General features: G+C 71.4%; 20 protein-coding genes, 1 tRNA gene and 2 pseudogenes. 9 read left to right on the top strand and 14 right to left on the bottom strand.

The annotated features are described in order from the left end of the window. Positions 1 to 56: 56 nt before the first annotated feature. Both H181DRAFT_RS07865 and H181DRAFT_RS07860 read left to right on the top strand, forming a co-directional pair. Entirely contained in the window at positions 57 to 725 is a 669-nt protein-coding gene (locus H181DRAFT_RS07865; protein ID WP_045863589.1) for a TIGR03086 family metal-binding protein, read from the top strand. Next, positions 718 to 2,097: an FAD-binding oxidoreductase gene (locus H181DRAFT_RS07860; RefSeq protein ID WP_045863588.1), complete on the top strand. Its 1,380-nt coding sequence runs from the start codon at positions 718 to 720 to the stop codon at positions 2,095 to 2,097. The genes H181DRAFT_RS07865 and H181DRAFT_RS07860 overlap by 8 nt, the downstream gene beginning before the upstream one ends. A gap of 171 nt (positions 2,098 to 2,268) precedes the next feature. Here the strand turns inward: H181DRAFT_RS07860 and efeB are convergent, their stop codons facing one another. From efeB to H181DRAFT_RS07830, 6 genes are all read right to left on the bottom strand, one after another. Beyond that, positions 2,269 to 3,537: an iron uptake transporter deferrochelatase/peroxidase subunit gene (efeB, locus tag H181DRAFT_RS07855; RefSeq protein ID WP_045863587.1), complete on the bottom strand. Its 1,269-nt coding sequence runs from the start codon at positions 3,535 to 3,537 to the stop codon at positions 2,269 to 2,271. A 243-nt stretch (positions 3,538 to 3,780) separates the two neighbouring features. Further along, the gene (locus H181DRAFT_RS07850; RefSeq protein ID WP_254666757.1) at positions 3,781 to 5,937 is read right to left on the bottom strand and encodes a copper resistance CopC/CopD family protein; all 2,157 of its coding nucleotides are present in this window, start codon (positions 5,935 to 5,937) and stop codon (positions 3,781 to 3,783) included. 11 nt (positions 5,938 to 5,948) lie between these two features. Further along, a complete protein-coding gene (locus H181DRAFT_RS07845) occupies positions 5,949 to 6,506 on the bottom strand; it encodes a copper chaperone PCu(A)C (RefSeq protein WP_254666756.1) in 558 nt (185 codons plus the stop codon). Beyond that, the gene (locus H181DRAFT_RS07840) at positions 6,503 to 7,177 is read right to left on the bottom strand and encodes an SCO family protein (RefSeq protein ID WP_045863909.1); all 675 of its coding nucleotides are present in this window, start codon (positions 7,175 to 7,177) and stop codon (positions 6,503 to 6,505) included. Before H181DRAFT_RS07840 ends, H181DRAFT_RS07845 begins: the two co-directional genes overlap by 4 nt. Before the next feature lie 245 nt (positions 7,178 to 7,422). Next, the gene (locus H181DRAFT_RS07835) at positions 7,423 to 8,145 is read right to left on the bottom strand and encodes a YcnI family copper-binding membrane protein (RefSeq protein WP_045863586.1); all 723 of its coding nucleotides are present in this window, start codon (positions 8,143 to 8,145) and stop codon (positions 7,423 to 7,425) included. A gap of 113 nt (positions 8,146 to 8,258) precedes the next feature. Continuing rightward, positions 8,259 to 9,134, bottom strand: coding sequence for a hypothetical protein (locus tag H181DRAFT_RS07830; protein WP_254666755.1), 876 nt, complete (start codon positions 9,132 to 9,134; stop codon positions 8,259 to 8,261). 363 nt (positions 9,135 to 9,497) lie between these two features. On the opposite strand from H181DRAFT_RS07830, the gene H181DRAFT_RS07825 reads away from it, so the two are divergent. Further along, entirely contained in the window at positions 9,498 to 9,998 is a 501-nt protein-coding gene (locus H181DRAFT_RS07825) for an ATP-binding protein (protein ID WP_078895588.1), read from the top strand. 104 nt (positions 9,999 to 10,102) lie between these two features. On the opposite strand, the gene H181DRAFT_RS07820 is transcribed toward H181DRAFT_RS07825, so the two are convergent. From H181DRAFT_RS07820 to H181DRAFT_RS07810, 3 genes are all read right to left on the bottom strand, one after another. Continuing rightward, entirely contained in the window at positions 10,103 to 11,104 is a 1,002-nt protein-coding gene (locus H181DRAFT_RS07820) for a PP2C family protein-serine/threonine phosphatase (RefSeq protein ID WP_045863907.1), read from the bottom strand. Positions 11,105 to 11,350: 246 nt separating this feature from the next. Next, positions 11,351 to 12,826 carry an aminopeptidase P family protein gene (locus H181DRAFT_RS07815; RefSeq protein WP_045863584.1) on the bottom strand — a complete coding sequence of 492 codons (1,476 nt, stop codon included), beginning with the start codon at positions 12,824 to 12,826 and terminating at the stop codon, positions 11,351 to 11,353. Between the two features lie 166 nt (positions 12,827 to 12,992). Further along, the gene (locus tag H181DRAFT_RS07810) at positions 12,993 to 14,531 is read right to left on the bottom strand and encodes a PP2C family protein-serine/threonine phosphatase (RefSeq protein WP_078895587.1); all 1,539 of its coding nucleotides are present in this window, start codon (positions 14,529 to 14,531) and stop codon (positions 12,993 to 12,995) included. 563 nt (positions 14,532 to 15,094) lie between these two features. Between H181DRAFT_RS07810 and H181DRAFT_RS07805 the strand changes: the two genes are divergently transcribed. Together H181DRAFT_RS07805 and H181DRAFT_RS07800 are read left to right on the top strand one after the other, a co-directional pair. Further along, positions 15,095 to 15,847 carry a bifunctional DNA primase/polymerase gene (locus H181DRAFT_RS07805; RefSeq protein ID WP_045863582.1) on the top strand — a complete coding sequence of 251 codons (753 nt, stop codon included), beginning with the start codon at positions 15,095 to 15,097 and terminating at the stop codon, positions 15,845 to 15,847. A gap of 211 nt (positions 15,848 to 16,058) precedes the next feature. Further along, entirely contained in the window at positions 16,059 to 16,667 is a 609-nt protein-coding gene (locus H181DRAFT_RS07800) for a hypothetical protein (protein ID WP_045863906.1), read from the top strand. Between the two features lie 249 nt (positions 16,668 to 16,916). Here H181DRAFT_RS07800 and H181DRAFT_RS07795 read toward each other — a convergent pair whose 3' ends face one another. The 3 genes and pseudogenes from H181DRAFT_RS07795 to H181DRAFT_RS07785 all read right to left on the bottom strand — a co-directional run bounded on the left by H181DRAFT_RS07795 (position 16,917) and on the right by H181DRAFT_RS07785 (position 19,800). Further along, positions 16,917 to 17,888, bottom strand: coding sequence for a DUF5926 family protein (locus tag H181DRAFT_RS07795; RefSeq protein ID WP_045863581.1), 972 nt, complete (start codon positions 17,886 to 17,888; stop codon positions 16,917 to 16,919). A gap of 465 nt (positions 17,889 to 18,353) precedes the next feature. Further along, positions 18,354 to 18,843: pseudogene (locus H181DRAFT_RS07790) on the bottom strand (ATP-binding protein); the annotation flags it as partial. A 141-nt stretch (positions 18,844 to 18,984) separates the two neighbouring features. Then, positions 18,985 to 19,800: a glycerophosphodiester phosphodiesterase family protein gene (locus H181DRAFT_RS07785; protein WP_045863579.1), complete on the bottom strand. Its 816-nt coding sequence runs from the start codon at positions 19,798 to 19,800 to the stop codon at positions 18,985 to 18,987. 212 nt (positions 19,801 to 20,012) lie between these two features. Between H181DRAFT_RS07785 and H181DRAFT_RS07780 the strand changes: the two genes are divergently transcribed. The 3 genes from H181DRAFT_RS07780 to H181DRAFT_RS29135 all read left to right on the top strand — a co-directional run bounded on the left by H181DRAFT_RS07780 (position 20,013) and on the right by H181DRAFT_RS29135 (position 23,003). Then, positions 20,013 to 21,650, top strand: coding sequence for a S1C family serine protease (locus tag H181DRAFT_RS07780; protein ID WP_045863578.1), 1,638 nt, complete (start codon positions 20,013 to 20,015; stop codon positions 21,648 to 21,650). A 56-nt stretch (positions 21,651 to 21,706) separates the two neighbouring features. Then, a tRNA-Ser gene (locus H181DRAFT_RS07775) sits at positions 21,707 to 21,797 on the top strand. A gap of 291 nt (positions 21,798 to 22,088) precedes the next feature. Then, the gene (locus tag H181DRAFT_RS29135; protein ID WP_254666773.1) at positions 22,089 to 23,003 is read left to right on the top strand and encodes a hypothetical protein; all 915 of its coding nucleotides are present in this window, start codon (positions 22,089 to 22,091) and stop codon (positions 23,001 to 23,003) included. A gap of 14 nt (positions 23,004 to 23,017) precedes the next feature. Here the strand turns inward: H181DRAFT_RS29135 and H181DRAFT_RS30150 are convergent, their stop codons facing one another. Together H181DRAFT_RS30150 and H181DRAFT_RS30145 are read right to left on the bottom strand one after the other, a co-directional pair. Further along, the gene (locus tag H181DRAFT_RS30150; RefSeq protein WP_302622630.1) at positions 23,018 to 23,653 is read right to left on the bottom strand and encodes a site-specific integrase; all 636 of its coding nucleotides are present in this window, start codon (positions 23,651 to 23,653) and stop codon (positions 23,018 to 23,020) included. A gap of 617 nt (positions 23,654 to 24,270) precedes the next feature. Beyond that, positions 24,271 to 24,498, bottom strand: a complete 228-nt coding sequence (locus tag H181DRAFT_RS30145) for a hypothetical protein (protein WP_045863576.1) — start codon at positions 24,496 to 24,498, stop codon at positions 24,271 to 24,273. Between the two features lie 114 nt (positions 24,499 to 24,612). Here H181DRAFT_RS30145 and H181DRAFT_RS30140 point away from each other — a divergent pair. Then, positions 24,613 to 25,323 (top strand): annotated as a pseudogene (locus H181DRAFT_RS30140) (RHS repeat-associated core domain-containing protein); the annotation flags it as partial.

The following is a 25,323-nucleotide window of genomic DNA, read 5'->3' as shown; positions in this document are numbered from 1 at the left end:
CAGACGCCTCGGACATCGCGAAACTCCACGATTCGCCACCGAAACGGAGATACCTCATGAACTCCACCTCCCCGGCCCAGGGCGGGGGCCCGGCTGTGGACCCGGCCGCGGACCCTCGTCCCGTCTTCGAACTGGCCGCGCGCCAGATGGCCTCGCTGTTCGACGCGGTACGTCCCGCGCAGCTGGCCGATCCGACGCCTTGCCCGGGCTTCAGCGTCGGTGCCCTGCTGAGCCACGTCGTCGGCGGCACGCTGCGCGTCGCGCAGGTAGGGGAGGGCGGCGGGCCCGGGGAGGTCGATCCGGACGCGGAGGTCGACTCCGGGGTGTCGGGCGTCGCGGACGACGCCTGGCCGGCGGCGTACGAGCGGGCCCGCGAACGCTTCCGCGCGGCGTGGGCGGACGACGCGAAGCTCGACGCCGTGGTGACCGTCCCGTGGGGGACGATGCCCGGCCGGTTCGCGCTCGCGGGCAGCGTGATGGAGGTGGTCACCCACGCGTGGGACCTGGCGCAGGCGCTGGGCAGGCGCGCGGAGCTCGACGTGGGTCCGGCGGAGTTCGCCCTCGCGGTGGCGAAGCGTGCGGTGCCCGCGGAGACGCGCGGCGGGGAGGTCCCCTTCGGCCCGCCGGTGCGCGCACCCGAGGGGGCGGACGCGTACGACGAACTGGCGGCGTGGCTCGGCCGCAGTTGGACGCCTGCCGGTTCCGCGGGCGGATCGAATGGCTGACCGGGCGGCTGCGCGGAGGGTGCCCTTCCCGGCGGACAAGGTCCGTGGCCGGGTCCTGCTGCCGGAGGACGGTTCCTACAGCGGGGAGTGCTCCGGTTTCCAGGCAGGCTACCGGCACCGTCCTGACGTGGTCGTGGCCGCCGCCGACGCTGATGACGTGCGTACAGCGGTACGGCACGCGGCTGAGCACGAACTGCCGTTCGCGGTGCAGGCCACCGGTCACGGGCTCGGAACGGCGCTGGACGGCGGGGTGCTGGTGAGCACGCGCCGGATGGCGCACGTCCAGGTGGACGCCGCCGCACGCACCGCGCGGATCGGGGCCGGGGCACGCTGGGGTGATGTGATCGAGGAGGCCGCGCGGTCGGGCCTGGCACCGTTGAGCGGATCGGGGCCGGGCGTCGGCGCCGTCTCGTACACCCTCAACGGCGGAGTGGGGCTGCTCGCCCGGGAGTTCGGTTACGCGGCGGATCACGTGCGCAGCCTCGATGTCGTCACCTCGGACGGCCGGCTCCGCCACGTCACCCCGGACAGCGAGCCGGACCTGTTCTGGGCACTGCGCGGGGGCGGCGGCCGGGGAGGGTTCGGCGTGGTGACGGAGCTGGAGATCGGCCTGTTGCCCGTCGAGCGGTTCTACGGCGGTCAGCTGATCTTCGACGGCGCGCTGGCCGGGGACGTCGTCGAGGCGTGGCGGGCGTGGACGGCGACCGTTCCCGAGGAGCTGACGTCGTCGGTGACGATGCTCGTCTTCCCCGATGTGCCCGCGCTGCCGGACCGTCTCCGCGGGCGGTACGCGGCGCAGGTGCAGATCGCGTACGACGGCGGCCGGGCTGAGGGCGAACGCCTCGTCGAGCCGCTCCGCGCGGTCGGCCCGCGCTTGGACGAGACGCTGCGGACGATGCCGTACACGGAGTCCGCCGGCGTCTACAACGAGCCCGGCATGCCCCACGGCTACCAGGGCGCCAACGTCCTGCTCGGCGGCGAGCTGCCTGATCGGGAGGTGCTCCGCTCCGTACTGGAGCTGACCGGGCCGGGTGCCCCCTCGATGACGGTGCTCAGCCTGCGGCACATGGGCGGTGCGCTCGGCAGGGAACCGGAGGTGCCCGGCGCGGTGGGGCACAGGGACGCCGGTCATCTCATGGTGCTGCTGTCGGTGACGGAGGACGCCGCCTCCCCCGAGGCCGATGCGATGCACGAGCGGGTGTTCGGGCTGGTGGAGCCCTGGACGGTCGGCACGAACAGCAACTTCCTGTACGGAAGGGCGTCCCGGGCCGTTCCGGGCGTGGGGCCTGCCGTGCACGGTTCCGAGCAGCGTCGGCGTCTGAGGGGGCTCAAGGCGCTCGTCGATCCGGTGAACCTCTTCGGAGGCATCTGAGTCCGCCGGCGGAGGAGGGTGACGGGCGGGCCGCAACGTGCCGCTCCTCTCCGGGACTTCGCTCCGGACGGCGCGCAGCGCGCGGAGAACAGCGACCGGCGGGTCCGCCGTCTTGAGCGGACCCGCCGGTCGCCGTCGCTCACCGCCCCGTGCCGGGTGCCGTGGGGCGGGTCACCCCTCCAGCAGCCGCTGCCCCACGTACTCGCCCTTCGCGGGGCCGCCCGGCACCGCGAACAGCCCGCTGGCCTCGTGCCGGATGAAGCGGGAGAGGGCGTCCCCGCGGTCGAGCTTGCGCTGCACCGGTACGAAACCGCGCTGCGGGTCCGCCTGCCAGGCGATGAAGAGCAGGCCGGCGTCCGGCGCACCGTCGTCGCGGAAACCGTCGTGGTACGAGAAGGGCCGGCGCAGCATGGCCGCGCCGCCGTTGGTCTCCGGTGCGGAGACCCGTACGTGGGCGTCGGCCGCGATGGAGAGGGAGCCGTCCGAGCTGAGCTTCTCGAGGTCGGGTCCGGTCTCCTCGCTGCCGCCGCTGAGGGGGACGCCGTCGGACTTGCGCCGCCCGATGACCTTCTCCTGCTCGGCGAGCGACTTCCCGTCCCAGTCGTCGAGGAGCATCCGGATGCGGCGTACGACGGCGTAGGAACCGCCCGCCATCCACTCCGGGGACGCGGCGCCCGGCTTCGCGCCCGAACCGGGGACGAAGACCCGCTCGTCGAAGTCCGACTCGGACGGCTTGGGATTCCGGGTGCCGTCGATCTGCCCCATGAGGTTCCGGGTCGTCATCGGACGGGGTGTGGCGCCGGGGGTGCGGTTGAAGCCGTTCATCTGCCAGCGCACGCGGGCCGTGCCCTCGGCCAGGCGCTGCATCTCGCGCAGGGCGTCGAAGGCGACGAGTCCGTCGTCGGCTCCGATCTGCACCCACAGGTCGCCTTCCGAACGGCCCTTCTCCAGGGCGTCGTTGGAGAAGTCCGGGAGGGGCGTCAGCTCCGCGGGCCGCTGCTTCTCGAGCTTGGCGCGGGAGAAGAAGCTGCGGCCGAAGCCGAAGGTCACGGTGAGCGAGCAGGGGCCGGCGTCCAGCGCGATGCCGGTGTTGCGGGAGGGGGACTTGCCCTCCATCAGTTGCCGTGCCGTAGCCGACCAGCGGCGCAGGAGAGCCGCGGCCTGCTTGCGTCCGGCGCCGGAGACGAGGTCGAAGGCGATCAGATGCCCGAACGCCTGCACGGGCGTCACGATGCCGGCCTGGTGCTTTCCGTAGAAGGGCACCCGCGTCGAGCCGACGCTCGTGAGGGGGGTGGGGGCCTTCGGCGCCTGCTGTGCCGTCGCCTGTGCGACGGCGCCGCCTGTCGCGCCGAGTGCGATGCCGGTGGCGCCTGCGGCTCCGACCTGGCTGACGAGGCGGCGGCGTGAGATGCGCTGTGGTTCGTGGTCGTGCTGGGTCATGGGAGTCCTAGCGAGTTCCGGGGGCGACGGTTCTCAGCCGCACGGCCACATGTACCTCTACGCAGGCGCGTGTTCCCGTGCGCGCCCGGACGTGGGAGTGTGCGGTTGGGGTGGTTCTGCACATCTTCGCGTTCATCGGTGCGTTCTCATCGGATCTTCGTTTCGGGTGGGTCGCTGGGGACGAGGGCGCCCGGTCCGGTGCCCGGCGCACCGCGGCGGGGTGAACCCGGGCGGGCCGCGGCGTCAGTCGATCTGCACGGTTATCGTCTCCGTGACCTGGTCGATGTCGGACGTCCGGATGGTCAGCGCGACCTTCCAGCGGCCCGCGAGCGGCACCTGTACGACCTCTGAACGCCAGCGGTCCTTCTTCGAGTTGATCGTCTCGAACGGCACCGCGATCGGCCCGAGGTCCTGGAGGGGGAGCCGGAGGGCGGCCTTCACCTCCGAGGCCTCCAGCGGCTTGCCTCCGGGGCCCTTCGTGACCACTCGCAGCGAGTTGCCGCCCGCCTGGCCGGGCGTGATCCACAGTTCGGCCGTGCCCTCGCCCTTGGGCCCGCCGGTGTCGAAGGGGATCTTCTCCTTCACGGGGCCGAGGCGCTTCTGCGCCGCCTCGGCGGCCGCGGCGCTCCCCGCCTGGGCCAGCTCCTCCGTGCGGCCGGGTTCGGTGCTGGTCAGTCCGGTCGTCACGGCCAGCAGCACGACGGCGACCCCGGTCTCGACGAGGACGGAGCGGCGCAGCGCGCCGCGCTCCGGGTCGGCCTCCCGCGACTTCTTCCTGAGCGTGCTCTCGACTGCCGCGCGCTGCCGGGCGAGCTGGGCGGCGCGTACGGGCCCGGTGCCGGGTCCGGCACCGGAGCCCTCGCTCTTCGCTGCCCCGTCAGCACCTGTCCCGTCGGCACCTGTCCCGTCCGCGCCCGCGGTGACGGCGGCCGCCCCGACGGGTTCGGCTTCGCGCACGGCGGGCTCGGGCGTCTCGGCGAGGCGCCCCACCCAGCGACGTGAGGCCCGGGCGGCTGCCAGCAGCACGATGATCAGGGCGATCTTGGCGAGCAGCAGCTTCCCGTACGGCGTGCCCGTGAGCGCGCTGAAGGACCCGAGCTGACGCCAGGACTGGTACACGCCCGTCGCCACCAGAGTCAGCACGCTGCCGAACGCGATCTGCGAGAAGCGCCGCACGGTGGCCCGGGAGGGCCGCGGCCCCCAGTGCAGGCACGTGAGCAGGGCCGCGAGCCCGCCCAGCCATGCCGCCACCGCGAGCATGTGCACGATGTCGACGGGCATGGCCACCGCCGTCTGGAGCCCCGCGGAGGCGTGTTCGGACATGGCCCATGTCGCGGCCAGCCCCACCGACACGACGCCGCCGCCCAGGCACAGCCCGAGGGTGACGTCGCGGCTGGGCCCGTCGGCGGCACCGGTCCCGTCCGTCGCCGCCGCGTCCGGCTCCGGCGTCCCGTCCGCCGCGCTCGCGTCCGACGCCCCGCCGGTGTCCGTCCCGCCGTTCTCCGTCGTGCCGGTGTCCGTCCCGTCCGTGCCTGACCCGTCCGTGCCTGCCTCGTCCGTGCGTCCCCGCCCGTACGGGCCGAAGAGCACGGCGATGATCACCGCGGAGGTGCCGAGCAGCAGCAGGCGGGCGGCGAGTGCCGCCCCGGGCTTCGTGCCGAAGACGGCCTTCAGGCCGTCCAGGTCGAAGACCTCGCTCAACGACCCCGTGTTCACGTAGGAGTTGCGCATCAGCAGCATCAGCAGTGTGGCGGCCGTGAGCGTCATCCAGCCGGTCACCACGAGACGCTGCAGGCGGCGCACCGACGCGGCGCGCGGACCGCACGCGATCACGAAGGCGGCGCCGCCCACGAGCAGGATGAAGCCCGCGTAGGCCGCGTACCGTCCCGTCTGGTAGAACGCGTCGATCAGCCGCGTCCCGGAGTCCCCGCCGCCGCCCCCGACGTCCGCCTTCGTCGCGGACGGCGCCCCCACCGAGAAGGTGAAGGCTCCGGCGACGGGATGGCTGTCGGCGGAGACGGCCCGCCAGGCGACGGTGTAAGTGCCCTTCGGCAGATCGGACTTGAGGCTCACGGCCCGTTCGACGTCGCTGCCCCCGACGACGCGGACCTTGTTCTTGTCCACGCGCTTGCCGTCCGGCCCGAGCACCCTGATCGCGCCGTCGGACAGCGAGACCTCCTCGGACCAGGTCACGCGGACCTCCCGCGGAGCGCTGTCCACCACCGTCCCCTCCGTGGGGCTGCTGCCGGTCTGGACCGCGTGGGCCGAAGCGGGAGCGGCACTGCCCAGTACGGCCATCAGCGCGCAGAGAACGGCGCACAGAGCCATCGACAGGGGACGCAGCAGCGGGCTGAGCGCCATGTGCGGCGTACGCGTCGAGGCCCGGGTGGTGAACAGCACGGGTCAGTCCCTCATTTCTCCGGCACGTGGTTGGTCGCCTCGACCGGCATCGAGACCTTGACGGGGTCGGACTTCTCGAAGTGGAGCGTCACGGGCACCTTCTCGCCCTTCGCCGGCTTCCGCTCCGGATTGAGGAACATGATGTGGTTTCCGCCGCGGCTCAGCCGCAGCTCCCCGTTCGCCGGCACGGACAGCGACTTCACACGCTGCATCTGCTGGTCGACCGTCTTGTGCAGCTGCGCCTCCTCGAACGCGCTGCTTTCGACGGACGTCAGCCTGTCGGCCGTGGCGCCGTCGTTCTTCACGACGAGGAAGCCCCCCGCCATGTCGGACGTCACGGGCTCGGGCAGGTAGGCGTCCTCGACGGTGAGGCGCGGCGCGGAGTCCGCTCCCTCGCCCTTGCCCTCGCCGCCGGAGCCGGATCCGGAACCGCCGGACCCGCATGCGGACAGCACGAGCAGCCCTGCGGCCGCCCCGGTCAGCGCGGCGGTGCGGAGCGTGCGCCCCGTGCGGCCGTCCGTGCGACGGCCCGTGCGGCGGTCCGGGGCCGGGCCGGTGGCGGCGCTCACGGGTTCTCCCCCTTGATGATCTCGGGGAGTTCCTTCTCCAGGATCTGCGGCGACGTGTTGCCCTCCGTGTAGAGGACGTGTGCCTTGTCGTCCTTCGGCGAGAAGGCCAGCAGCTGCGCCCCGTGCGTGGAGACGACGTCGCCGTTCTTCTTCTTGTAGGCCGGCTCGATGCTGATGCCGGCCGTCCTCGCTCCCGCCTGGATGGTGTCGAAATCGCCGGTCAGCCCCACGAAGGAGGGGTCCTGGCCGCGCAGCCAGCTGCCGAGCTCCTTCGGGTTGTCGCGCTCCGGGTCGGAGGTGACGAAGACGACCTTCAGCTTCTTCTTCTCCTCGGCGGTCAGCTTCGACCTGGCGACGGCGATGTTGCTCATCGTCAGCGGGCAGACGTCCGGGCAGTGCGTGTAGCCGAAGTACAGCAGCACCGGCTTGCCCTTGGTCTCGTCGATCAGGTCGTACTCCTCGCCCTTGGTGTCGGTGAGGGTGAGGTCGGGCTTTTCGAAGGGCTGGTCGAGGACGGTCCCGCCCTTCTTCCGCGGTTCGGCGGAGGCCACGGCGGTGCCGTCGTCGCCTGCACCCTTGCCGCTCGCACCGGAGTCCCCGCCGCACGCGGAGAGGGCGAGGGCGGCGGTCGCGGCGAGAGCGACCGCGGAGAGGGTTCTTGTCTTACGCATGAAGCACTTGCCTTCTGACTTCCTGTTCGTCCTGTTGCCGGCGGCGGGCCCGGCGGCCCCCGCCATGACTGGTCGTGACCGGCGATCGGTGCCCGGCCCGGGCGCGGCGTTCGCGGCGCCCGGGCCGGGCGGGGGAGAGAGGCTGCGGACCCCCGTGCGCGTGCGCGCGGCACGCGCACGGAGCCGCGGCGGGGTCAGCTCTCAGGGCGAGCGCATGACCGGGCCGCGTCGCAGCTCAGGCCCGGTCAGGCGCCCCTGCGCCGTCCCGCGAGCACGCCGAACGCCACACCGGCGACGCCCACGACGATGCCCGCGACGCCGAGGACGCGTGCCGTGGTGTCGGTGCCGCTCCCGCCGTCCTTCGCCTGGGCGGAGACGTCCGCCGACGTCTGCTCCGTGCCCGCGCCGTTCTTGGCGTCGGAGCCCGATGCCGCGGCCGGTGCGAGCTTCAGAACGGGGGCCGGGTTCTCCGGCTCGGGCTCCCCTTCCTTCGGCTCCTCGATCCAGCGCACGACTTCGTCGTCGTCGTACGTCTGGAGGGCCTTGAAGACGACCTGGTCGGCGTCCTTCGGCAGCTCGCCCATGGAGACGGGGAACTGCTGGAACTCGCCCTTGCCGATCTTCCCGCCGGACCAGGTGATCTTGGTGGCGGCTTCGGTGATCTTCTCGCCGTGCATCTCGATCGGCTTGTCCAGCTTGGACTTGGTGACCTTCACGTCCCAGCCGGGCACCGGCTGCGGCATGACGGACGCGAGCGGGTGGTCGGTCGGGAGGTTGACCTCGACCTTCGTGGTGGCGGCGTCGTCCCGCTCGTTGGGGACCTTGAAGTTCACGACGCTGTAGCCGCCCTGTTCGGCTTCCTCGGGGTCGACGCTGACGTGCGCGAGCGCGGGCCCGGCACACAGCACGACGGAGGTGGCGGCGAGGGCGCCGACGGTTGCGAGACGGCGGCGCGGAGTGCTTCGCATGATGAGTTGCTCCTGAGTTGCCAGGACGGAACGAGGATTTGCCGGACGGATCCAGCACAGGACTGGGTGCGCGGCGAGCGCGCACGCCGTCGTTCCGTCGAGGGCGCCGTGCGTCAGGCCGCGAGTCCGAAGGTCTGCTGCTGCGTGGACTCCGGCGGTCCGCGCCGGTGCACGGAGTGGTCCAGCAGCACGGAGCCCGGCTCGCGCCGGTCGTCCGCCGGGACGCGGACGATCCGCCCGGGGAGCCGCGGCAGCGACGTGCCGGCCATCGCCCTCACGCAGGCGAACGCCGTTCCCAGCGCACGCGCGTGCGTGACGGCGGTGCGTGCCGAGCGGGCCGACAGCCGGACGAGCCGCCACAGGGCCGCTTCGCCGCGGTGCAGCAGCCAGCCCAGAGCGAGCGCGGCCAGCAGGTGCGCGGCGAGCATCGGCCCGTCGAAGAGGGAGAGCGCGGCGTCGGCCGCGGTACGGAGGCACTCCAGGGGGGTGTCGGCCCCGGACGCGGCGGCCCCGGCGGCCTCGTGGCCGCCGCCCGTCCCCGCGTGGTGCGAGGCGTGCCCGTAACCGTGCCCGTGCCCCGGCGAGGCCGCGTGCCCGGCGAACTTGTCCGGGTCCAGGCCGGCGTCCGAGACGATGCGGCGGGCCCGCGACTCGCTGATGGTCCCCGCGGTCTGCTCGCCGCAGAGCAACTGGGCGGCGAGGCTCCGCAGGCCGGCGCCGCTTCCGTGAGCGGTGCCGGCCTGCGAGGCATGTGCGGCATGTGCGGAGGAGGCGCCGGTGGCGGTCGGGGCGATCTTGCCGCCGCAGGAGAAGAGCGTGTGGAGCGCGATCTGCCCGCCCGCGAGGAGCGCGGCGATCCCCGGCAGCGACCGTTCACGGCCGGCGAGCGGTGCGGCGACGAGGAAGACGGCGACGCAGGCGACGCCGATCGTCCACAGCGGTATGCGACCCCCGCCTGTCAGCGAGTGACCGCCCGCGGACAACGTCACGCAGACCGCGGTGAACACCGCGGTCCGCAGGAGTCTGAGATCCGCCCCGGCCGTCATTGCCGCGCCATCATCTCACCGGCACCTGTCCTGCATAAGCCTGGGGCCGGAACATCCGTATGGGGCGCACTCGGTCCTCTTCGTCCGCGTTCGCGCCCGGCATCCCGCCGGCCGTCACGGGCCCCGGCCGGGGAACCCCGCCACCCCGGGCTGTTCCCCGCGGTTCGGGCACCCCCTGCGTCCCCCGAACGGATGTCACGTGCACATCCATGTGCGTACGCCTCGCCCACCCCGGCAATACGTAGGCCATGGCCGGGGCGGCCCTTCGGGGCCGGCCGTCGAGCCTCGGCCTGTGGAGGGTTGAGCATGAGCATGTGGTGGTGTCTCCAACTGAGGCGCGAAGCTGCCAGCGTGCCGCTCGCCCGGCGGCTGCTGGTCAACGCCATGGACAGCGCCGGTGTGGACAGCGAGGTCGTCTACGAGCTGTCGCTCGCGCTCTCGGAGGCATGTGCGAACGCCGTGGAGCACGGCAAGGGCGAGAGTTCCGACGCGTACTGCGTGACCGCCTACCTGGACGGCGACCAGTGCCGCATCGAAGTCGCCGACTCCGGGCCCGGCTTCCGGGCCGCCGCCGCTTCACGGATCCGCGGCGGCCCCCTCGAGGCGGAGACGGGCCGGGGGCTCGTCCTGATCGAATCCCTCGCCGACCACCTGCGCGTGCAGAACAAGCCGGACCACGGCGGCGCGGTCGTCACCTTCGACAAGACCCTCAAGTGGCAGCACGGTCACGGCGGTACGGGCAGCGGCACGACGGGCGGCTCCGAGAGGCCGGAGAGCGGCCCGAGCCCCCTGCTCGCGGCCGGTTGAACGGGTCGGCTGAACGGGTCGGCTGAACGGGATGGCTGAACAGGCCCGTTGGACGGGTCGGCCGAACGCAGCCTGACCGGGCTGAGACGCCGGGCCCGACGGGGCTACTGGTCGCGGTACCGCAGCAGCAGCATGGCGGCGTCGTCGTGCGGCGGTGCGCCCACGTGGTCGGCCAGGTCGTGCCGTACGGAGGCGAGGGCCGCGTCCGGGTCGGGGTCCTTGAAGAGGTCGCCGCGTTCGTCGATCGGGTAGAACCGGTTGAACTGGTCGCGGGCCTCGCTGACGCCGTCGGTGTAGAAGAGCAGCTGGTCACCGGGGACGAACGGCACTACGTGCGGCTCCGGCACGGGACCGTCCTCGAGGTCCAGGCCGAGCGGCATGGCACGTTCGGGCGGCTCCACGAAGGAGACGGAGCCGTCCGGACGGATCAGCAGCGGGGCGGGATGGCCGAAGTTGAGCAGGGTCGCGCCGTCCCGCTCGCGCACCTCGGCGAGCACGGCCGTGACGAACTTCTCGCCGGTCAGATGGCGCGACAGCGCACGCTCCAGCCGCTCGCCGACGGCCATCAGATCCTTCTCGTCGTACGCGGCCTCCCGGAACGCGCCCACGACGACCGCCGCCGTCTCGACCGCTTCGAGGCCCTTGCCCTGCACGTCCCCGACGATGAGGCGCACGCCCGTCGGCGAGATCACCACTTCGTACAGGTCGCCGCCGATGCGCGCGTCGGCCATGGCGGACGTGTACGAGACGGCAGCCCGCAGATGCCCCGCGTGGCGCGGAACGGGCCGCAGCAGGACGCGTTGTGCGGCTTCCGCGATGGACCGCACGCTGGCCAGTTCCGCCTCGCGCCGCTTGCGCATGGCCGTCGCGGCGACGCCCGCGACGGCGACGCCCGCCACCGAGAACAGGGTCGTGTAGCCGCGGCGTTCGCCGAGCTGGTCGTTGAAGATGCTCAGCATCAGCGACAGTGCGAGTGCCACGACCCCGATTACGACACTGCGGCGCACGTTCCCGATCAGGCCGGCGAACGCGGGCCCCAGCGCCATCATCGGCAGGAACCCGATGCCCGGGCCCGCGAGCACGTCGACCAGCACGACGATGCCCATGGACACAAAGGGCAGCGCCGCCAGCAAGCCGGGCCGGAACCTAAGCGTGACCACCGTGTGCTCTCTCCTTGACCGGGACTCGCATGCCGGGTTTCGGCAAGGTTATGCACCGTGACTGATTCCGCACGGCAATGTGACGAAAGTAGCCCCGGAACCGGACGTACCGGAATGCCCTTGCTGCAACCCGGTGTCCGGGCGCCCAGCACACGCCGGCGGCCGGCCGCTCACCGGCCGCCGACCGCCGTGTCAGCTGCGCAGAGCCGCCATCCATTCCTCCACGTCGCTGCTGCTGCGCGGCAGTCCGGCGGAGAGATTGCGGTTGCCGTCCGCGGTCACGAGGATGTCGTCCTCGATGCGGACACCGATGCCCCGGTACTCCTCGGGGACCGTCAGATCATCGGGCTGGAAGTACAGCCCGGGCTCCACGGTGAGGCACATCCCGGGTTCCAGGGTGCCCTCGGCGTACGTCTCACGGCGGGCGGTCGCACAGTCGTGGACGTCCATGCCCAGCATGTGGCCCGTGCCGTGCAGAGTCCAGCGGCGCTGGAGCCCCAGTTCCAGGACCCGCTCCACGGGCCCGTCCAGCAGGCCCCACTCGACGAGCTTGGCCGCCAGCACGCGCTGGGCGGCGAGATGGAAGTCGAGGTACTTCGCGCCGGGCTTGACCGCCGCGATGCCCGCCTCCTGGGCCTCGTGGACAGCGTCGTAGATCTTCCGCTGAAGGTCCGTGAAGCGGCCGCTGATCGGCAGCGTGCGGGTCACGTCAGCCGTGTAGAGGCTGTGCGTCTCCACACCGGCGTCGAGGAGCAGCAGCTCACCGGAGCGGACGGCGCCGTCGTTGCGCACCCAGTGGAGCGTCGTGGCGTGCGGGCCGGCCGCGCAGATCGAGCCGTAGCCGATGTCGTTGCCCTCGACGCGGGCCCGGAGAAAGAACGTTCCCTCGATGTACCGCTCGGAGGTGGCCTCCGCCTTGTCCAGCACCCTGACGACGTCCTCGAAGCCGCGGACGGTCGACTCGCACGCCCTGGCCAGCTCGCCGACTTCGAAGTCGTCCTTGACCAGGCGCATCTCGGAGAGGAAGACCTGGAGCTCCGTGTCGCGCTCCGCGGTGACCTTGTCGCTGAGCGCCTGTTCCACTGCGGCGTCGTATCCGCGCACCACGCGCACGGAGCCGGTGGCGGCCCGCAGCTCCTCGGCGACGGTGCGGACGTCCGCGCAGCTCACCCCGTACAGCTGCTGCGCCTCGCTGAGGCTGTTGCGCCGGCCGACCCACAACTCGCCCTGGCCGTCGAGCCAGAACTCGCCGTTCTCGCGGTTCGAGCGGGGCAGCAGGTAGAGCGTGGCCTCGTGGCCCTCACCCGCGGGGTCGGGCTCCATGACGAGGACGCCGTCCTCCGTCTGGTCGCCGGTGAGGTAGGCGTACTCCACCGAGGCGCGGAAGCTGTACTCGGTGTCGTTGGAGCGGGTCTTGAGGTTGCCCGCCGGGATCACCAGGCGCTCGCCGGGGAAGCGCGCGGAGAGCCGGGCCCGCCGGTCCGCGGTGTGGCCCGCCTGGGCGACGGGCTCCAGCCCGCGCAGCTCGGTGTCGGCCCAGCCGGTCTTCATGTTCTCGGCCAGCTCGTCGGAGACGGCCGGGTACAGGCCGTTCTTGCGCTGCTTGATGGGCTGCTCGTCAGCGGGGTCCGCCACGTCTGCCTCCTCCTGGTGTTCGACCGCCTCCATCGTATGGGCGCCCCCGGGCCCGCGGAAGCTGGTCATGAGGCGGTGACAGGGGCGTACGTGCGTGCGTGAGCCCCCGGGCGCGGAAGGCGCACAGGGGCTCACGGGACGGTACGGACGAGGGGCGGACGCGCCCCGCGGCTGCCTGGGGCCGGCTCCTGCGGGACGTTCAGAAGCGCGCGGCCAGCAGCACGACGTCCTCGGAGTCGTGCTGCCCGAAGTCCCGAGGGCGTCCGGCGAGTCCACCGCGGCCGGACCGACCGGTGTCCCCCTCGGGCAGCGCCGTGCGCAGCACGTGGTCGAGCAGCGCGTCCGGATCGGCGCGGACCGCAGGCGGCGCGCAGGAGGCGGCGGAGTGCAGCCTGGCGAACGCGCGGTCCATCTCCTCGCCGGTGCGGTGCAGCAGCCCGTCGCTGTAGAGCAGCAGCGTCTCGCCCTCGTACAGCGTCAGCTCCACGCTCGGCGCCTCCCAGCAGGCGAGCATGCCGAGCGGCGCGGACAGAGTCGTCTCGACGAACTCGGTGCGGTGCTCGCCGATGATCAGCGGAGGGCAGTGCCCTGCGCCGGCGAGCAGCACGCGGCGCACGGACGGTTCGACGTAGGCGAAGAGCGCTGTGGCCGAGCGTGCCGGCTCGGTCAGCCGCAGCAGCAGTTCGAGGTCGGAGAGGACGGCGACCGGGTCCTCGCCCTCCATCACGGCGTACGCGCGCAGCGAGGCGCGCAGCCGGCCCATCGCCGCGACCGTGCCGGGGCCGCTGCCGGTGACGCCGCCGACGGTGAGCCCGAGCGCCGCGTCGGGCAGCGGCAGCGCGTCGTACCAGTCGCCTCCGCCGCCTCTGCCCGTCAGGTGCCGGACGGCGGTCGTGACGCCGGGGACGCGCGGGAGGCGGCTGGGCAGCAGCCCCTCGTGCAGGGCGCTCAGGTCGGCGCGGGCCGTCGCCAGTTCGAGGTGCCGGGCGATCTGCTCGCTGGCGCAGCGGAGGTAGAGACCGAGCAGGTGACGCTGGCGGGGGGTCGGTTCGGCGGGCTCGTCGTAGAGCCACACCGCGGCACCGATGCGCGGGGAGTCGGCCGTGGCGATGCGGGTGGCGTGGCTGGCGGCGTAGCCGAGCCTGGCGGCGACCTCGCGGTGCCGCGGGTCGAGGGTGTCGTCGGTGGCGATGTCGGGGTGGGTGATCTCGGGGTATCCGCCGGCTTCCGGGTGCGGGCCCAGACCGTCGTCGGCGATGTCGAGTCCGCGGGAGCCGTCCTGGCCGTCCGGCGCGGGCAGCCCGTCGAGGATGCGCGCGTACGAGGACGAGCTGCGCGGGACCGTCTCCAGTTCGCCGATGTCGGAGCGGCCGAGGCCCAGCCCGATGGTGCGTTCCGGACTGTCGCTGTCGGCCGGTTCGAGCGCCAGCAGGCCCCGCTGGGCGCCGACGAGCGTGGCCCCGGCGCGGAGCGTCTCGCGGAGCGCCTCGTCGAGGGTGGCGGTCGCCGAGAGCCGTTCGGCGAGCTCCTGAAGGGTGGTCAGGTCCGTGACCCAGCTGGCCAGCCGGTCGTGGATGGCGGCGAACTGCTCCGCCGACGCATCGGAAGCGGGGGGCGCAGTCTGAGGCGGCGGGGAGATCACGGGTTTGAATCCGGCCACTTTCGACCGCTGCGGGGCGCTCACGGGAGCGTTCTCGCGCTCTGGACAGTCTCTCTGCATAGCATCGCAAACCCCCATGGCACGCTGCTCCGCTGGCAATGCACCAGATGTACACGTACCGACAACGGGATGTCCAGCATTGTCCCTGCACTGCGAATGGTGTCCGCGTGCCGATGTTGACTCCGCAGGCCCGTGCGGAGGTTGTGGAACGTTGGCGTAAAATCGTCTCTGCGGGGCGGCATTTGCTGTCGACTGGAGCAACCCCGCACACCCGCTCGCTTCCCCGCCGTTGAGGGAAGCGCAGGCCGGAGGGTCCACTCGGCAGCCGCGGGAACGGAACCCGGCGAGGGGGCGGCGCGTCATATGAGGCAGCTGCCCCTCCCCTCTCCGGCTCGGCGGACAGGCACGGCCGGTACGGCCAGTACGAGCGCAATACCAAGCGTTATCGAGGGCACCAGCACAGAAGGCGGCACGGCGCGCGGGCACCCCGCGTGAGCCCGCACCCGCCGAGGTTCAGGCTCGGCCGTGGGACGAGATGCGCCCCATGTGGCGCACGGTGAGCAGTGAATGACGTGTTGTGATGGGCTGAACGATCTCTGTCGAGACGATCTGTTGGCGTTTACGGAAAGGAACGAGCGCACATGCGCGAGATCCTCGGAAGGCGACGCATGAACCGGTCATCGCCGCGCAACGCGGCGCTCCACTACGCGACTTGCTGGGGCTGGCCGGTACTCCCCGGAGCAGCGCTGAATCCGGCCTCCGCCGCGACCGCACGCCAGTCCAAACAGCCGCAGGCCGCCATGTGCTCCTGCCCCGACCCCGACTGCGCGGTGCCGGGAGCACACCCCTTCGACCCCGTGCTGCTCGCCGCGTCGACGGACGCCCGCATGGTCGGCTGGTGGTGGTCCAACCGGCCCACCGCGCCGCTGATCCTCGCCACCGGCGGCCGTGGCCCGTCCGCGCTCAGCCTGCCCGCGATCGCCGGCGCCCGCGCGCTGGCCGAGTTCGACCGCCTCGGGGAGCGCATCGGGCCGGTGGTCGCGACGCCGACCCGGTTCACGCTGCTCGTCGCGCCGTACGCCCTCGCGGAGCTGGGGGAGAAGCTGTACGCACATGACTGGGTGCCCAGTTCGCTCCGGTTCCACGGCGAGGGCGGCTATGTCGCCCTCCCGCCCTCGCACACCGGCGCCGGCCGGGTGCGCTGGGAACGCGAACCGGTCGCCGCGGACGAGGCGGCGGGCGCCCGCAGGTCCGGACGGGCCGCCGCGCGCCGTGCCAAGCGCGGGGCGCTGCCGTGCACGGCGCCGTGGCTGCCGCGCATGGAGCGCGTCCTCGACGTCCTGGTCGAGGCGAGTACGACCGCGCCGGACTCCGGCACGAGCCTCACCTTCTGATCCCGGCGGCCACCGGCCGCACCGCGCCCCGGAGTGCCCTCCGGGGCGCCTGCATGAGGCATGCGCGGCCGCGTCACCCGTACGGGTAGGAGCTGGCACGGGTTGTACGCGAAATGGGCGTCGTCGACGCCGAGTTGGCGCGGTGTGCCGGATATGTTCCCCTCACTGCCCCGCTTCCGCCCCCCTCAGTGAGCCGTGGATGGGTTCCCTCATGCCTCTGCAGCAGCCGCAGAACCGTGCGTCTCACCTCCCTCTCGTAGCCCTCGCCTGCACCGTGGTGCTCGCTGCCGCGTTGCCGATCGCGGCCGCCACGGCAGGGGGCGGCTGGTCCCGTGCCGCCGGCGGTGAGCCGCCGCAGATCACGAGGTTCACGGAATCCGGCGCGGAGGGCGGCGAGCGGTCAGGCTCGGAGACCGGGGCCGCGGGAGGCGCCCGTGGCGGGCCCGCGGGGAATGTCCCCGGGGCGCGCTCCGCCTCGTACTGCGGGGCCGGACTCGCCGCAGCAGGCGGGCTGCACGCGCAGCCCTGCGTTCTGTCCGACGGGGAGGACGCGTGGGCGCGTGCGTACTACCGGAACGGCACAGGATCCCAGCTCCGGGGAGCGCTCACGCTCACCCGTCCCGACGGCACGTCCCTGCGCGCCGACTGCGCGTTGCCGTCCCGGGGCGGCGAGGGCATGTGCGAGACGCCGCGGGAGCGGGTCCGGGAGGCGGACGGGCGGGCGCCCGGCGGGGCCCGGCGCTACTCGGCGACGGTGGAGATCGGAACTCCCGACGGGGAGCGGCTGTTGCTCCGCTCCGTGAGCAACTCACAAGCCTGAAAGGCGAGTTGGTGCACGGTGGAGGTGCGTCTCCGGATCCGGGCATGAAAGAACCCGGTCGCTGGCGACGGGGGATGCACCAGCGACCGGGCTCCTAGAAAGGTAACAAGAGATCTGCCGTTAGCAAATTCGATCGCGCAGATCCGGACGTTGATTTACCTGCCAGTATGCTCGGTTACCGGCCAGGTGTGACGGGAGTCACGGTCACACTTTCTCCGTACGGCCTCTGCGGAATGGTCTGCTCCAGATTCAGCTCAGGGTCACCTGGCGGTTCATGAGGCCGCTGCGGGCCCGCCGTTCGTCGGCGGTGAGCGGCGTCCCGGCGGCCAGAGCCTCCGCCAGCCGCTCCGCGAACGACGCCGCGGGCTTCTCGCAGTCCCCGGCGCGCATGCCGCTGGGAAGGTCCCACACAGGCACCGTCAGCCCGTGCGCGCGGAAGGAGCCCACGAGCCTGGTGTCGTCGCCGAGCGACGAGGTGCCGGCGGCGTGCAGGCGGGCCAGCGCGTCGAGCAGCTTCTCCTCGGGGTGCGTCATGACCCAGCGCAGGTGGTTCTTCTCGGGCGTCTCGCACCAGTACGCCCCCTCCGCCCCGGTCAGCCGGGCCGTAGGAATGGCCGCCGAGTTGGCACGCTCGAGCGAGGCGGCGACCTCGCCCGAGGCGTTCTCCCCCTCCTCGCCCAGCCAGAACTCGAAGCCGGTGTGCACCTCGGGTGCGAAGGGCGCGTCGAGGTCCAGCAGGTCCTGCAGCCGGGGCCCGTCGGGGGTCGCGCGGCCCGCGTCCACGGGCGAACCGGGGGCGGTGGTGAAGGCGCGGTTCAGCGTGTCCGCGAGGTCGCGGCTGATGTCGCCCGTGGCGGTGTCGTTCTGCAGGCCGAGGAGCACCTCGCCGTTGTCGCGGCGCAGCGCGGGCCAGGCCATCGGCAGCACCGTCGCGAGCGTCACGGACGGCACGCCCTCCGGCAGCCCGCCCTTGAGCGTCAACTGCGCCGTCGCGGCCGGAACGAGCTCCCGCAGCGCCACCCAGTCCGCCTCGCCGGGCAGCCCCTCGAAGGGGCGCTGCACGAGCTCTGTCACGGCCTGGGCCGCGGCACGGCCGTGGCACGCCTTGTAGCGGCGTCCGGAACCACAGGGGCAGGGCTCACGGGCGCCGACGACGGGGATCTCACCGTCGACGGGGCGCGGTGCGGCGGCCTTGGGCTGGGGGCGGCGCTTCTTGGCCATGGCGTGCGGTTCTCCGGTTCTGCGATCGGGTGGTCAGGAGGATCGCGTCGGGTCGGTCGGCGGTCGATGCGTGAAGTGCGGTGCGCCGCGGCGCCGTTGAGAGCCGGCCGGTGGGCCGGCCGGGCAGCCGGTCACGGCCCGCAGCGGCAGGCGGCCCCGGCCGCGCGCACCAACTGTGGGCGTGAGCCTAGCCGCTGGGCCCGCCCGAGTTCGCGCCCCGCGTGTCGTCCGTCGCTCCCGGGGGCAGCCGGCGGGAGCACGCCGGGCGGCCGCATCCGACGGCACCGGTTCGACAACACCGGTTCGAGAGCACCGTCCTGGGCAACCGGTTCAGCGCAGCTCCTCCACCGCCGCGAGATCCCGGGCCAGGCTGTCCGCCAGGCCCTCACCGATGCCGCCGCCGTCGCCCGCGAGAACGACCCAGACAGTCACTCCGCGGCCCGTCCCGTCCTCGTGCTGGGGCCTTTCTCCCGGGATTTGGTGGAACTCCTCCCGGACCCCCCAATCACGCGCCAGGGCACCGATGATGGCGAGGCCCCGGCCACCCCGCGCGCTGACCGACGGAGTGGCGGGCAACGGCCGTGTGGGGCCGCCGCCGTCCGTCACGGAAATGGTCAACTCGCCGTGCCTGTCACGGTTCCAGGCCGCTCGTACGGATTCGTCGCGGCTCAGGGGCCGCGCATGCCGGCACGCGTTGCTGAGCAGTTCGGAAAGGATCAGTACGGCGTCGTCGACGACCGTCTCGTCAGCCCCGCTCGCAAGCAGGTCCGCGCGCATTCTGCGCCGCGCAGCCCCTACGCCGGCGGGGCCGTGAGGCACAGCCATCGTCGACGAAGCAGGCACGTTCTGTGCCATAACCAACGCCACCCCCGAGACCTCCTTTGCCCCACGCCAATTCGATGGATGCCCCGGGAACGTCTGGCGGAAACCGGCCACGCAACGCTGCTTGACGCATTCGGAAGGATCGAATACAGAACGAATGCTTCGATGCACTCCTGGTAAGAGGTTTGTTTTCAGGGCGAATTGGGGTCCTGAAGCGCCCTCGCGCCCGCGCCGGTTGTGTCGTATCTAACACGGCTGCGGAAAAGCGGCGTTCTCAGCGAAGTTGCGCCAGTACCTGCTGTGGCCGGTTTGTGATCACCGCGTCGACGCCGAGGCGTACGCACAGCTCGACGTCCTCCGGCTCGTTGACAGTCCACACGTGCACCTCGTTCCCATGACGGTGCGCGCGCTCCACGTACTCGGGGTGGGCCCGCAGGATGCGGATGCTGGGGCCCGCGATCGCCACCCCGGGAGGCAGCCGGCCGTCACGGTGGCGGGGCAGGAGCAGGCTCATGAGGTAGACGGTCGGGATGTGCGGCGCGGCGGCCCGTATGCGGTGCAGCGACCGCGCGGAGAAGCTCATGACCCGTACGGGTGTCACGGGCCGGTACTTCTCCAGCAGCTGCAGCAGCCGCACCTCGACCTGGCCCGCCCACCGCGACGGATGCTTGGTCTCGATGGCGAGTCCGACGGGGCGCGGGGCGTCCGCCACCAGCTGGAGCAGGCGCTCCAGGGTGAGGACGGAGGTGCGGTCGCTCTCCTCCTGGTCCGGCGACTCGTACGGGTCCTCGTCGGGGCCCTCCTTCTTCCACGAGCCGAAGTCGAGGGCGGCGAGGTCGGCGAGCTCCAGGGCGGACACCGCTCCGCGGCCGTTGGAGGTGCGGTTGACCCTGCGGTCGTGTACACAGACGAGATGGCCGTCGGCAGTGAGCCGCACGTCGCACTCGAGGGCGTCAGCCCCCTCGTCGATCGCTCTGCGGTACGCCGCAAGGGTGTGCTCCGGTGCGGCCTCGGACGCGCCGCGGTGCGCGATGACGGACAGCGGGCTCGCGGGGGAGAGGCGCGACCCGGAGCGGATCTCGGAGCTCACCGGGTTATCGTGCCACCGGCGGACGGGGAGGCTGCCGTGGGCCTGCCGCGGACGCGTCGTATATGCCCTGCTATGCCGGAAGTAAAGGTTCCTCCGTTCCGGCCGGGCGGCGGTTTACGTCCGCCTGACGCACCATGGGAAAGGCTGTCCTAGGACATCCGAATACGCGAACGCCCGGTCTGTGATGGCGTGTAGCTGATGAGGAGAAACCTGTGAGCACCGAGAACGAGGGCGCTGCCACCACGCCGGCGGCGGGGCCGAACCCCACGTCCCCCACGGTGCCGAAGACGGCGGCGCGCGACGGCGCCCCCGCACCCGAAGCCACCGACTCCCAGGGGCCCAGCATGAGCAAGCCGGAGACCACACCGCCCTCCTCCGGGGACACTGTGCAGTTCGGTGCCGTCGAGCCCCCTCAGCCGGGGCACCAGCCGGAACCGCAGCCTCTGGCCGCTCAGCCCCCGCAGCCCCCGCATCGGCCGGAGCAGCCGCCCATGGCGGCGGGGCACCAGCAGCAGCCGACAGGAGCCTTCGGCGACCCGGGGTCCTCCGGCGGCCCGGAACACGGCGGCCAGACCTCGCACGGCGGCCCGTGGGGTCACACCCCGTACGGCGGTCCCGGCGCGGGCGGCCACGGTGCGGGCGGCCACGGTGCGGGCGGCGGCCCCGAGGGGCCCGCGGGCCCGCAGTACCCGTGGGGAGCGCCGCCGGCGCCTCCGGGGCCCCCGCCCGGCGGAAAGCGGCTGTCGGGCGGACTGCTCGCAGCCGTCCTCGTGGCCGCGCTGGTCGCCGGCGGCATCGGAGGCGGCATCGGCTTCTGGGCGGCGGAAAGCGGAGACGACAGCTCCACGACGATCACCTCCGGCTCCGACCCCGAAGCGCTCAACCGCTCCCCCAAGTCCGTCGCCGGTATAGCCGCCAAGACACTGCCCAGCGTCGTGACGATCGAGACCAGCGGCGGCGGCGAGGAAGGCACCGGCACCGGCTTCGTCTTCGACAAGCAGGGCCACATCCTGACCAACAACCACGTCGTCGCCAGCGGCGGCGACGGCGGCGGGCTCTCCGCGACCTTCTCGGACGGCAAGAAGTACGAAGCCGAAGTCGTCGGAAAGGCGCAGGGGTACGACGTCGCGGTCATCAAGCTCAAGGACGCCGACGAGCGCAAGCTCCGGCCGCTGCCGCTCGGCAGGAGCAACGACGTACAGGTCGGCGACGCCACCATCGCTATCGGCGCGCCGTTCGGCCTCTCCGGCACCGTGACGACGGGCATCGTCAGCGCCAAGAACCGCCCGGTGGCCTCCAGCGACGGGCAGGGCAGCAACGCGTCCTACATGAACGCCCTGCAGACCGACGCCTCGATCAACCCCGGCAACTCGGGCGGGCCCCTGCTCAACGCCCAGGGCGCGGTCATCGGCGTCAACTCGGCCATCCAGTCGGCCGGCGGCGAGGGAGGCCTCGGCCAGGGGCAGTCCGGCAGCATCGGCCTCGGCTTCGCGATCCCCGTGAACCAGGCGAAGCGCGTGGCCACCCAGCTGATCAAGACGGGCACGCCCGTCTACCCGGTCATCGGCGCCACTGTCACCATGGACCAGAAGGGCGGCGGCGCCGTCATCGCCGACAGGGGCGAGGGCGACCAGGACGCGGTCACCAAGGACGGGCCGGCGGACAAGGCAGGCCTCAAGCCCGGCGACGTCATCACCAAGCTCGACGACACCACGATCGACAGCGGACCCACGCTCATCGGCACGATCTGGACGCACAAGCCCGGCGAGAAGGTCAAGATCACCTACGAGCGGGACGGCAAGGAAGCCACGACCGACGTGACCCTCGGATCCCGCAAGGGCGATCAGTGACCGCCCCGGCCATTCGCTAGGCTTGCCCTCGCGCTGCCCCTGCGGGGGCGGCGCGAGGAGGTGTGCCCGAGCGGCCGAAGGGAACGGTCTTGAAAACCGTCGTGAGGTAACCCCTCACCGTGGGTTCAAATCCCACCGCCTCCGCCAGGTGGCAAACGCGCACGTCAGAAGGGGCGCCCGGGAAGCCGGGCGCCCCTTCGTGTCTCAACCTGTCTCACCGTGTTTCACTCGGGATCAGTCTCCACGGACAGGCCACGGACAGAGATTGCGGGCTTATGGCTTGGTCGGTGCAGCTCCGGCCCCGGAATGGGATTGCGATCTGCCCGAGCCGCGTGCCCCTGTCCGCGGATCTCAACAACCGGATCAGCTGATCGGTCTGCTTGGGTCGCGGGTCGTCGGCGGGATGTCGGAATCCGAAGGATCATCGGCGTGGAATCGATGGCTGATGCCCGGGGCCATTCGGCATGCTGTTCGGCTATGGGGAATCCGGACCACACCAGGCGCATAAGCAGGCAGGTCGTTGTTGCTGGGACGGGGGTCATCGTCATCGCGGCAATGGGTACGTGGCTGGGATTGGTGCGTCCGGGATACGACCCTTCCCCTGACTTCGCCGCTGTACTGGGAGCGTTGACCGGATGCGCGGGAGCGGTGATGTCAGCGTCTCTCTTCTATGGCGCCCATCGAAGAGAGCGCGAGACCGCCAGGGCTAGTCAGCAGCGTCTCGCCGAAGCCGAACAAGCGCTTGAGGAAGCGTTGCGCGGCGCCCGTCACCAGGTGATTGTTGAAGCTGGCGGAAACTTGGTGATTCATGACCAGGCCACTGGTGGGGTTCGTGGGGAAGGGCAAGCAGACAGCTCTGATACGGCGGACAGAGGTCTGTCGTCTACGGCGCCGTCAACCCGTCTGGCTCTCCCGGAGCTGTGGGCCACTACGCACGCCCGCCTCGACCACTACCACAGCATCGCCACGGGGCAAGCCCACAGGTCGTTTCGCAACGCCCAGGTGGCTAGCGGGCTTGGCTTCGTGCTCCTCGTTGCCTTCGTGTTCGTGGCGCTCAACGCGAGCACGACAGCCGGAAGCATCGTTATCGGTGGACTCGGTGCGGTGTCCGCAGCATTGGCCGGATTCGTGAGTCGTACCTTCGTCCGCTCCCAGGAGGCGTCGGCCGCACACCTACGTTCCTACTTCGACCAGCCGCTCGAAATGTCCCGGTTTCTCGCCGCAGAACGTCTTATTGCTGATACCGAACTTGACGAGACTCAACGCGCTGACGTGCTGGCAGCACTCGTCCAATCCATGGTCGGTGGTCCTCATCAACCACCCCAAGATCTCTCGAACCCCTGTGGGCAGTGAGCCTACTTTTCAGATCAGAGAGCGACCCAACCACTTGTCTGCAGTTGAGAGTCCGGGACGCCCGGTCTGTGGGCCTCCCGGACTCCTTCTCCAATAGCGCTACCTCTGCCCCTGTTCTGCCGTCCGTCGAGGGCACGCTCGATCCGTTCATTGGTCTGTTGCTCCTGGCCGTGGATGGCCTTGGCGTAGAAGCGGAACAGGACGGTGATGCTGTGGCCGGCTCGACCGGCCACTTCCGCTGGTGACACGCCGGAGTTGAGCCACAGAGAGACTCCTGCGTGCCGGAGCGAGTATGGCGTCCGGGCGAGAGGTGTGGCCGCCTCCTCCTTGCTCAGGACGGCGACCCGCGCGGCGAGCCAGATCTCCGGGTACTCGTTGGACCGCAGCAAGCCACCTCGCGACGCTTGAAACGGGTGGCCGTCCGGGCCGGTGCCGAACTCGTCCAGGTGGGACCGGAGCATGCGCACCAGGACCGGCGGGATGGGGACCGCTCGGACGGACTTGCGTGCGCGCTTCTTGAACCCGCGGGCGTCGTAGCACTTTCCGCTGTCGGTCCAGCCGGAGCCCACGCTCGGTGTGCTGTTGTCCAGGAGTAGTTCACCCCAGCCGTGAGTCGGCAGGGTGCAGTCCGATTCCTTGGTTCCTCGCACTTCGCCGGGCGCATCGCGGCGTAGTAGATGCAGCCGAAGAACGCCTTGAGGTGGCGACCGTGAACGCCCTGATGGCCGACGGCCGCCAGGAGCTTGCCTGACATCACCGGTCCGGGGACGTAGCGGAAGTCGATCTCGTCCTCCGCCTTCGGTGCCTTCCAGTCGACCTGTACAGCGGCAGCTTGTCGAGGAACTCCCGTTCCACCGCGTACCGCAGGGCGTTGCTGAAGACGGGGTACTTCCGGTTGACGGTGTTCTCGGCAGCTTTGGTTCCGTCCGTTCTGAGTTCAAGGGCGGCCAGTGCGCTCCGGAGCCACTCGGGGCTGTCGAGGTCTGTGAGAGGGATCGAACGCCGGGTGATCCAGGCGAGTGCTTCGGCGATCTCTTCGGGAGCGTCTTCGGCCTCGAAGCGGTGCCTCAGCAATCCCTTTCCCGTCCGAGCGCAGTTGGTAGGCCCACGAAGACAAGGCCCTGCGAAGGACCTTGGGAGTTGGAGCCCCTCGCCTGTCACGGACGAGTGCGGGCGTGATCGTTGCGAGGGCATCCGCGATCCCAGCGCGGTGCTTGGCCGAGGCGGTCGGCCACTTCATGACCACATACGCGAGAGTGTGCGCGTATCACGTCTCTGTCTTACGTCGGTTGCTCAACTCGGACCGGGGCAGGTCGGTGTCCGTGTCGAACTGCTGGCCGTCGCGCTGCGCGAGCAGCAACCCCGCACGTCGGCCCTCCGCCGACGCCTTGACCCGGAATGTCTCCGCGAACTCTTTGCTCCCCGCCCGCCAACGCACCTGGTGGGCAGCGTCTCGCGACCGGATGGCCCAGATCTTGATGTCATACGTGAACATGGAGTCCCCTTCAGCGGGGGCCGCCGTGGCGGCCCCCGCAAGACCGGTCAGTAGCGGGCGTGCTCTTCGCAACGGGCGAGCCAGGCGTCGAGGTCGCCTCGGCGTACGCGGAGAGGGCGGCTCATCCGCCGCACCCGGCGCCTTCTCAACGGACAGAAACGCACCTGGACTTACAGCTGGAACAGCGAAGACCGCCTGACCGCGACGACCACCCCCGACGGCACACGCTGGCGATACACCTACGACCCCACCGGTCGCCGCATCGCAAAATACTGCCTCTCCGAAGCCGGGCAACATGCAGAAACCGTCCGCTTCACCTGGGACGGCACCCGCCTCGCCGAGCAAGCCGCCGCGGACGGAACCACCACGACCTGGGACTACAGCCCCGGCACCCACCGGCCGCTGACCCAGACCACCACCCAGGCCGACTACGACGTCCGCTTCCACGCCATCATCACGGACTTCGTCGGGACCCCCACCGAACTCCTCACCCCCGACGGGGACATCGCCTGGCAACAACGCACCACGCTCTGGGGCGCACCCCTCGCCAGTCCGACTGGCTCCGGTGGTATCGACTGCCCCCTGCGCTACCCAGGCCAGTACGCAGACGACGAAAGCGGCCTCCACTACAACAACCAGCGCTACTACGACCCCGAAACCGCCCGGTACCTTGCCCCCGACCCCCTCGGCCTCGACCCCGCCGACAACCACCACGGGTACGTCCACAACCCTCTCGCCTGGATCGACCCGCTGGGTCTGGAGTCTTGTAATGATCTCAAGTTCGAACCGTCACCAAAACACGGTAAAGAACAACGAGGAAATGCC

This window comes from Streptomyces sp. WMMB 714 (assembly GCF_900090125.1).
Classification (GTDB): domain Bacteria; phylum Actinomycetota; class Actinomycetes; order Streptomycetales; family Streptomycetaceae; genus Streptomyces; species Streptomyces daqingensis.
The sequence above is the reverse complement of the archived record's forward strand: the minus strand, read 5'-3'. Positions and strand labels throughout refer to the sequence as shown.

What these genes read in the sequence shown, in the direction of transcription:
- H181DRAFT_RS07820 (WP_045863907.1), bottom strand. Translation starts at nt 11,104, where the DNA reads ATGGGCATCGTCGTGCTGGTCGACGTGCTCGCGGGCCCGGGCATCGGG.
- H181DRAFT_RS07810 (WP_078895587.1), bottom strand. Translation starts at nt 14,531, where the DNA reads ATGGGGGTTTGCGATGCTATGCAGAGAGACTGTCCAGAGCGCGAGAAC.
- H181DRAFT_RS07865 (WP_045863589.1), top strand. Translation starts at nt 57, where the DNA reads ATGAACTCCACCTCCCCGGCCCAGGGCGGGGGCCCGGCTGTGGACCCG.
- H181DRAFT_RS07795 (WP_045863581.1), bottom strand. Translation starts at nt 17,888, where the DNA reads ATGGCCAAGAAGCGCCGCCCCCAGCCCAAGGCCGCCGCACCGCGCCCC.
- H181DRAFT_RS29135 (WP_254666773.1), top strand. Translation starts at nt 22,089, where the DNA reads ATGGCTGATGCCCGGGGCCATTCGGCATGCTGTTCGGCTATGGGGAAT.
- H181DRAFT_RS07800 (WP_045863906.1), top strand. Translation starts at nt 16,059, where the DNA reads ATGCCTCTGCAGCAGCCGCAGAACCGTGCGTCTCACCTCCCTCTCGTA.
- efeB (WP_045863587.1), bottom strand. Translation starts at nt 3,537, where the DNA reads ATGACCCAGCACGACCACGAACCACAGCGCATCTCACGCCGCCGCCTC.
- H181DRAFT_RS07815 (WP_045863584.1), bottom strand. Translation starts at nt 12,826, where the DNA reads ATGGAGGCGGTCGAACACCAGGAGGAGGCAGACGTGGCGGACCCCGCT.
- H181DRAFT_RS30145 (WP_045863576.1), bottom strand. Translation starts at nt 24,498, where the DNA reads ATGTTCACGTATGACATCAAGATCTGGGCCATCCGGTCGCGAGACGCT.
- H181DRAFT_RS07840 (WP_045863909.1), bottom strand. Translation starts at nt 7,177, where the DNA reads ATGCGTAAGACAAGAACCCTCTCCGCGGTCGCTCTCGCCGCGACCGCC.
- H181DRAFT_RS07825 (WP_078895588.1), top strand. Translation starts at nt 9,498, where the DNA reads ATGAGCATGTGGTGGTGTCTCCAACTGAGGCGCGAAGCTGCCAGCGTG.
- H181DRAFT_RS07860 (WP_045863588.1), top strand. Translation starts at nt 718, where the DNA reads ATGGCTGACCGGGCGGCTGCGCGGAGGGTGCCCTTCCCGGCGGACAAG.
- H181DRAFT_RS07805 (WP_045863582.1), top strand. Translation starts at nt 15,095, where the DNA reads ATGCGCGAGATCCTCGGAAGGCGACGCATGAACCGGTCATCGCCGCGC.
- H181DRAFT_RS07835 (WP_045863586.1), bottom strand. Translation starts at nt 8,145, where the DNA reads ATGCGAAGCACTCCGCGCCGCCGTCTCGCAACCGTCGGCGCCCTCGCC.